7 protein-coding genes are annotated in these 6,905 nt (G+C 61.6%); 2 read left to right on the forward strand and 5 right to left on the reverse strand.

Going from position 1 to position 6,905, the window contains the following annotated elements:
• The 3 genes from AB4Y84_RS09225 to AB4Y84_RS09235 form a co-directional block, all read right to left on the reverse strand.
• A partial coding sequence (locus AB4Y84_RS09225; RefSeq protein ID WP_442250036.1) for a glucosyltransferase domain-containing protein occupies positions 1 to 982 on the reverse strand: 982 nt, incomplete at its 3' end.
• 43 nt (positions 983 to 1,025) lie between these two features.
• Positions 1,026 to 2,552: a glucosyltransferase domain-containing protein gene (locus AB4Y84_RS09230; protein ID WP_442244876.1), complete on the reverse strand. Its 1,527-nt coding sequence runs from the start codon at positions 2,550 to 2,552 to the stop codon at positions 1,026 to 1,028.
• 35 nt (positions 2,553 to 2,587) lie between these two features.
• Positions 2,588 to 3,979, reverse strand: coding sequence for a hypothetical protein (locus tag AB4Y84_RS09235; protein ID WP_442244877.1), 1,392 nt, complete (start codon positions 3,977 to 3,979; stop codon positions 2,588 to 2,590).
• A gap of 155 nt (positions 3,980 to 4,134) precedes the next feature.
• Between AB4Y84_RS09235 and AB4Y84_RS09240 the strand changes: the two genes are divergently transcribed.
• Both AB4Y84_RS09240 and AB4Y84_RS09245 read left to right on the forward strand, forming a co-directional pair.
• Positions 4,135 to 5,109, forward strand: coding sequence for a glycosyltransferase family 2 protein (locus AB4Y84_RS09240; RefSeq protein WP_442244878.1), 975 nt, complete (start codon positions 4,135 to 4,137; stop codon positions 5,107 to 5,109).
• A complete protein-coding gene (locus tag AB4Y84_RS09245) occupies positions 5,106 to 5,510 on the forward strand; it encodes a GtrA family protein (RefSeq protein WP_442244879.1) in 405 nt (134 codons plus the stop codon). The genes AB4Y84_RS09240 and AB4Y84_RS09245 overlap by 4 nt, the downstream gene beginning before the upstream one ends.
• A gap of 33 nt (positions 5,511 to 5,543) precedes the next feature.
• On the opposite strand, the gene galE is transcribed toward AB4Y84_RS09245, so the two are convergent.
• Entirely contained in the window at positions 5,544 to 6,611 is a 1,068-nt protein-coding gene (galE, locus tag AB4Y84_RS09250; RefSeq protein ID WP_442250038.1) for a UDP-glucose 4-epimerase GalE, read from the reverse strand.
• The coding region (locus tag AB4Y84_RS09255; protein WP_442250040.1) for a glycosyltransferase at positions 6,580 to 6,905 on the reverse strand (326 nt) is incomplete at its 5' end. The genes galE and AB4Y84_RS09255, both read right to left, overlap by 32 nt.

Below are 6,905 nucleotides of genomic sequence, written 5' to 3' on the forward strand. Positions count from 1 at the left end.
CGCCGATGCCTGCCAAAGGAATCAGCGCAGCCAGCAGCAGGCACACCAGCGACTGCCGTGGACGCCGGATGATCACCCATACCACAAAGCTAGCCCAGCCCAGCGCGGCAGCCACCCACATCAGAACTGACGCCACTGGGGCATCTTCAACGATGTAAGGGCGCTTCCAAAGGAAATCAGAGAGCTTCACCAGCTCTTCGAAACGGGAACCCATCATGCTCAACGGCAACAACTGACTGCGGTTGGTTTCGCTCAATCCAAATCCGGCGATGACCAGTTTGTAGGCCACCATGTAAGCAGCAAGGCCGACCAGCGTCATCAACAGCGGGCTGAACAGCTCACGATAGCGACGCCACTCGAAAACGCGCGCCTCCCGGCTCTTTACCATCAATTGGATCGCACCGAACAGCAGCATCAGCGCGATGTAGTTCAGCAGCAGCTGGTACATAGAGAGGGCGAGGACGAGCAGGACGGCTCCCACCCACCACCGGCGTGGTTGACGCGCCACCATGAAAGTGGCGCCAATGCCCATCGCGGTTGCGAGCTGTGCAGTGAACGACGCCTCAGAGAAAGAAAGGATCTCAGCCGAATATGGGTGCAGCGTGATGAGCAGACTGGTCAACACCAGACCGGCACGCGACACCTGGACTTCACGGTCAAACGCAGTGAAGACCAGTGGGACGCTCGCCGCGAAGCACAGCAGGCCAACGCCTTGCAGCAGGGTGCCAAATGTGAGCGCATTGAAGCCCAGGGACTCACCGGCCATGAAGACCATGTACTGGCCAAAACGGCCTTGGCCGAACAGCTGTGACATGGTGGGGAATCCACGCACATAGAAATACGAATCGATCGAAAGACCGTGCTGGACGACGAAGGGGAGACGGGCAAGCAGTGTAATGACGGTAACCGCGATGCAGACCTGGGCCAAACGCGTGACCGGATCGGCGGTCCTGACCGTCGTCAAGGACTGGAAAGTATTCATATGTATCCTGGATTAACTCAAATCTACCAGCGCACAGGCGAGGTCAGATGCAGACAAGCACATCGCCAGACGAACGAGCAGTCGCAAATCCGATGTCTGGCCAAGCGGGGAGGGATTCGCATGCCTTGATATCGGCAGGCAAGGCGGGAACTACATTCAAGGTGCGACCATTGGACAGCTGCAACAGCCCCTTGATGGCTCGTTTGTCCGCAAATGCGGTCAGGTTCAGATCCATCCACGCCGTCGCCAGCGGCAGGGGGTGTGACCAACTCAGGCGGCGATTCACCACCACGACGGCCGTCTGGTCAGTGAAGCCATCGACATGGGTGAGCTCCGTATAGACACGCTGCGCCAACAACCGATCGAATGCGTTCACTTGGATCTGGTCACTGTGCACACGATGCCCGACGGCGGAAAACGCAAGCAGCAATGCACCGCCAGCCGAGCAGATCAGCACGCGCCCGAGCCGGCCATCGGCCAGCCAGGCCAGCCAGTAAATCCCCATGGCCCACGCTGCCACCACGCCGCCCAGGATGCGCGGCGCCGGCCACCACACCGCGCCCACAGCCACGACGCCAATCGCGGCTACCGGCACCAGCAACATCGCCACGATCGGCAGCGCGGCATCGGCGCGCGGCCGCGCCAGCAATCGCACCACCAGGAACATCCAGCCCGTTAGCGCCAGCGCCCACAGCAGAAACTTGGCCGCCGGGCCGTAGGTGACCAATAGCGGCCGGTTCCAGAGGAATCCTCCCAAGCCAGCCACCTCCTGCATCCGCCCGCCCACCTTGGCCAGCGGCAGAAATCCTGCGCGCCCTACTTCCTGGATGCCCAGCGACATCACCAATGCCTTGTGCGCGATCAGATACACGACCAATGCGCCGGCCATCACCATCACCGTGTTGAGCAGCGGCCGGTACTCGGCCCACACGTGCCGCCGCACGTTCCCAACACGCAGATAGGTTTGCAGGAATCCAAACAGGATCATCAGGCCGACGAAATTGATCAGCAGTTGATACATCGACAGTGCAGCGATCAGCATGATGCCGGCCAGCCACCACCATCGCGGCCGCTTGGCCAGCAGAAATACCGCAAGAACACCCATTGAGGTGGCCAGCAGCGCAGTGAAGGAAGCCTCGGAGAACGTGAGTATCTCTGCCGAGAAGGGGTGCAGCGTGACCACCAGGGCGGCCAGGCACAGCGGAATCAAGCGATTCTGCTGCGCGGTGGAAAAGGCGGAGAACATCAATGGCATCGTAAAGGCGAACAGAGCCAACCCGACCCCCTGCAACAACGTTGCAAATGCCAAAGGATCCACGGCGAGCGCTTCCAGCAGCCTGAAGACCAGGAACTGGCCAAAGCGCCCCTGCCCCGCCAACTGCGCCAAGGTCGGCCACCCGTCCAGATAGGCATACGAATCCGTGGACATGCCCGGTGTCAGCACGAAAGGCAAGCGCGCCAACACGGTAAGCGTGGCGACAACGATGCACGCCAGAAGCACCCGACGGCCGCCCGTTGCCGGGAGCAAGGTCGCCCGCAGTCCTATAGTGTGCGCAGCAGCAGCATTCATCGTGTAAACCTCTTGGTTTCTTGCAGCGATTCAGATCAGTAAGTGCTGGAGTTCTGCGGAGATAGCACCCAAACCAGATGACGGTCGATGATCAGCCATTGCGGGACCTCGGCGCGCGTCTCGATTTCCGCCTGAACCTTGGCGCACAACGTCTCTTCGCACTGCCGGGTGTAGAGGGAGAAGTCCTTGTACAGATAATTTCGGAGTGCACGATTGCTGTGAAGCCGCCCCATCAATTTATTGGCGTGAACGTCACCGAAGAGGATGACATCGTCTACCCGTCCCGCATTCTCCGCCTGCGCGCGGGCGATCTCCACGCCAGTACGCTGCATCGCCGGGTAGACGTGGCGTGTATCGGCGTACGTGCCGGCCCATAAAGTCACGCCGGTGTACACCAGTGGCAAAGCAAGCAGCAGACCGATCACGATGGTCTTCCTTTCATGGGCGAGGAAGATCACAGGAATGCACAGCAGCAGCCACAGCCAGACCGTAGAGCGCAACGGCATGGAAAGGCCGGACACGACCGAAAGTGACGCGTCGATGCCCAGCAACAAGCCGCCGAACAGCACCAACGCGAGGCATTGCGGGGCGCGGACGCGAAAACGGAAGCAAAGCAGGTACGCCAGTGCTCCGCCAATCAGCGCCGGCCACATGTCTTTCACGGCGGAAAACCAGCCGAGATAGCGCTCGATGTTTCCCAGCAGTGTTCCGCCGTGCATCAATGGCGTGGCCTCACGCCACGCAGCAGGCCGGATCGAGAAGGTGCCGTGGAAGATGTAGTTCAGTGTAAATACCAGCAGTACCGCGCAGGCAAAACTGGCGACATACACGAAACCGCCGAGAACGACGCTGCGCCTATCGCCCATGCAGCGCGTGGCATACATCAGCAGGAACAGCGGCCCGAATGAGGGGTAGAAAAGAAATCCCGAGACGACTGAAATCGCCATGACCAACCGCCGCGGGCCATCCGACTGGACCCGGAGCATCGCCAAGCAGCCCAAGACGGTGACAACAACACCAGTGACTTGGGTGACCGGCCACTGCATGGTCTCTGCGGTCATCGGCGAAAGAAAAAGCAACAGGGCGCCGAAAACGCCAGCCGATGGCGACACCACACGGCTTATCAGGACGCACATGAGTGAAAACGAGACCAGATACAGGCCGAACGCCGCCCTGATACCGAGGAGGTGACTGAACTGGGCCCAGATGACGTTGCCCCACCGCCCTTCCGAACCCGCCTTGCTCAGGGGCGTCTCGAAGCCTTGATCGAATCCGGACAGAAGCCAATCGAAGTCATCGTGGGCGACGAATGGGGCGGTAAGCTGGCCCAAGCTGTACATGCCCAGCAGGATCAGGACGATGTAACAGATGTAGCTGCGATCCAGGCGATCGAGGGTGATCTCGCAAAAACGTTCAAGTCGATTCAAATTGATACCTCGTCCGTTTCTCATCGTGGCCTGATCTGGCCAGCGACCGGGGGGCAGGGACACGCATCACGCGTCACAGATCCCAACCGTGCACGGCGCCAGGTTCGGGCATATACTACCTGACTGAGTGAATTTTCCTCCAGATTGAGACGGCCATGGCGACCCCCCCAGCGATTGACGACTCGGCGGACTTGATCGACCTTTCAATCGTCGTCCCGGCTTATCGCAGCGAGAAAACTCTGCCCGCGCTGGTCGCCGCCATCGATGCCGCCATCGGCGGGCGTTATTCGCTGGAACTGATCCTGGTCAATGACCGTAGTCCGGACGGCTCCTGGAAGGTGGCCAGCGAACTGGCCCGTACCCATTCCTGGGTCCGGGCGCTGAACCTGCGCAAGAACGTCGGCCAGCACATGGCCATCTTTGCCGGCCTGCGCGAATGCCGTGGCCGGGTCATCGTCACCATGGACGATGACCTTCAGCATGCGCCCTCGGACATCCCCACCCTGGTGGAAGCGCTGGATGACGACCATGACGTCTGCTACGGCAGCTTCCTGGGGCGCAAGCACGCCGCCTGGAAGATCCTCGGCAGCCACTTCAATGACCGGGTGGCGACCTGGCTACTGGAAAAGCCCAAGGGCCTTTACCTGTCTCCGTTCAAAGCGATGAAACGTGGCGTGCGCAACGAAGTGGTCCAGTTCCGCGGTCCTGCGATCTACCTGGACGGCCTGATCCTGTCGGCCACCTCGCGCGTCACCACCCGCACGGTCGGCCACCACGCGCGGGAGGACGGCACGTCGGGATACAGCCTGAAGAAGTCCATCTCGCTTTGGCTGAAGATGGCGACCAGCTTCTCTGTGGCTCCATTGCGGATGGCATCGCTGACCGGCATGACCATCTCGGCGGCGGGCTTCCTGTTTGCCGCCATCATCGTGATCCACAAGCTGTTGGACCCCGGCGTTGCCGTCGGTTGGTCGTCGCTGATTGTCGCCATCCTGATCATGGGCGGTGTGCAGCTGCTGGCCTTGGGGGCCATCGGTGAGTACGTCGGTCGCATTCTGCTCAACTTCACCACGCCCACTCAGTATTCCATCGCCGAACGTGTGGACTCGACGGTGGACACCGGGCTGTGAACCCGGCAGATATGAAGCAGCTGGCCGGCAAGCTGATCCGGTTCGGCGCAGTGGGGGGCATCAGCACCGTGCTGTTCTCGCTGTTGACCTGGTGGCTGGTGAGCAAGGAAAACCTGCACCCGGTATTGGCCACGGTGGTCGCCTACCTCCTGCTGCTGGCGCCCAATTTCGTCGCGCACAAGTACTTCACCTTCGGCGCCAAGGGTGAGACGGCGCGCCAATCCGGCAAGTTTCTGGTGGTGCACGGACTGAACATCGGCCTTTCCGCTGGCGGCATGGCGGTGATTTCGCAGTTGTCGCTGGATTACCGGCTGGGAATCCTCTTTTCCGCCATCGCGGTGCCGGTCATCGTGTTCATTGTTATGAACTTCTGGGTGTTCCGGGTCGCGCCCAAGCACTGATCCTGCCGGCGCGGTCGGTACCGCCGCCGACGCTCAATCGGCCGTTCCGCCAAGGCTCTGCTGCCAGCGCCACGCATCGGCGCAGATCTCCTGCAGCGATTTCTCCGCACGCCACCCCAGCACCTTGTTGGCTAGGCTCGGATCTGCCCAGCACTCACCTATGTCGCCAGCACGGCGTCCTTGGCGCTGATAGGGGATGGGCCGGCCGACAGCGGCAGAGAAGGCCTCGATCAACTCCAGAACCGAGTAACCTCTGCCCGTTCCCAGGTTGAGGGTAAGCTCGCGCACGTCACTGGCGGCCAACGCATCAAGTGCAGCGACGTGAGCCTTGGCCAGATCCACCACGTGGATGTAGTCGCGCACGCCGGTGCCATCGGGAGTGGCGTAGTCGTCGCCAAACACACGGATGTAGTCGCGCTGCCCTGCAGCAGTCTGCGTGATGTAGGGCGCCAGGTTGTTCGGCACCCCGCGCGGCAACTCGCCGATCAGCCCACTGGGATGGGCCCCCACCGGGTTGAAGTAGCGCAGGATAGCCGCTGACAGCCATTGGCCGGGCGCAGCCAGGCAGTCCCGGATCAGCCACTCGCCCACCAACTTGGTACTGCCGTATGGATTTCCAGGGCCCACCACGGCCGTCTCTGCGACCGGACAGGTTTCGGGCTGGCCGTATACCGTGGCAGAGGAACTGAACACCAGATGGCGGCACCCGACCTGCTGCATGACCTCCAGCAGGGTCGCGGTGCCGCCAACGTTGACGTCGTAATAGGTGGCCGGCAGCTGGGTGCTCTCCGACACCGACTTCAATGCGGCGAAATGAATGACCGCATCCGGCTGAAAGGCCTGGACGCTGGCCAGCAGGGCGGACCGATCACGGATGTCCAATTCATCCAGCGACAGTGCCTGGCCACTGATGCGCTCGATGCGCTCGACCATCCAGCGTTCGCTGTTGCAGAAGCTCTCGACGACGTGCACCTCATGACCCGCGGCGATGAGCTCCACCACTGTGTGCGATCCGACGAAGCCTGCGCCGCCAGTAACCAGAACCTTCACTGTGCAATCTCCTTGTACATCATGCGCCGTGCACGACGGCCCCGGCAGCAACGGTCTTGCCGTGCGCGAGATATCCCTCGAGGTTCTGAAGATCCCCACTGAAGTTCGACCACCGGCGATTGCGGACGAGCGACTCGAGCTGGCGCTTCACCAGAGCCTCGCGTGCCTCCGCCGAATGCCGCAACTGCTGCAGGCGCTGGACAAAGGCATCAACATCCCCTGCGTCGGCGACAAGATCCTGGGGCGAAAGGAAATCGACGATGCCGCCAACCGCGGGCGCGCAGATGGACAGACGCGCTGCCRCCACGTCGAACAGGATGGTAGGCGTACCCTCCCACGCGGTGG

Origin of the sequence: Stenotrophomonas sp. 2YAF22, assembly GCF_052114665.1 — a bacterium.
In the GTDB taxonomy this organism is placed as follows: Bacteria; Pseudomonadota; Gammaproteobacteria; order Xanthomonadales; family Xanthomonadaceae; genus Stenotrophomonas; species Stenotrophomonas indicatrix.

Excerpts from the sequence above, each read along its gene's own strand:
- AB4Y84_RS09230 (WP_442244876.1), bottom strand. The coding sequence starts at position 2,552 with ATGAATGCTGCTGCTGCGCACACTATAGGACTGCGGGCGACCTTGCTC.
- AB4Y84_RS09240 (WP_442244878.1), top strand. The coding sequence starts at position 4,135 with ATGGCGACCCCCCCAGCGATTGACGACTCGGCGGACTTGATCGACCTT.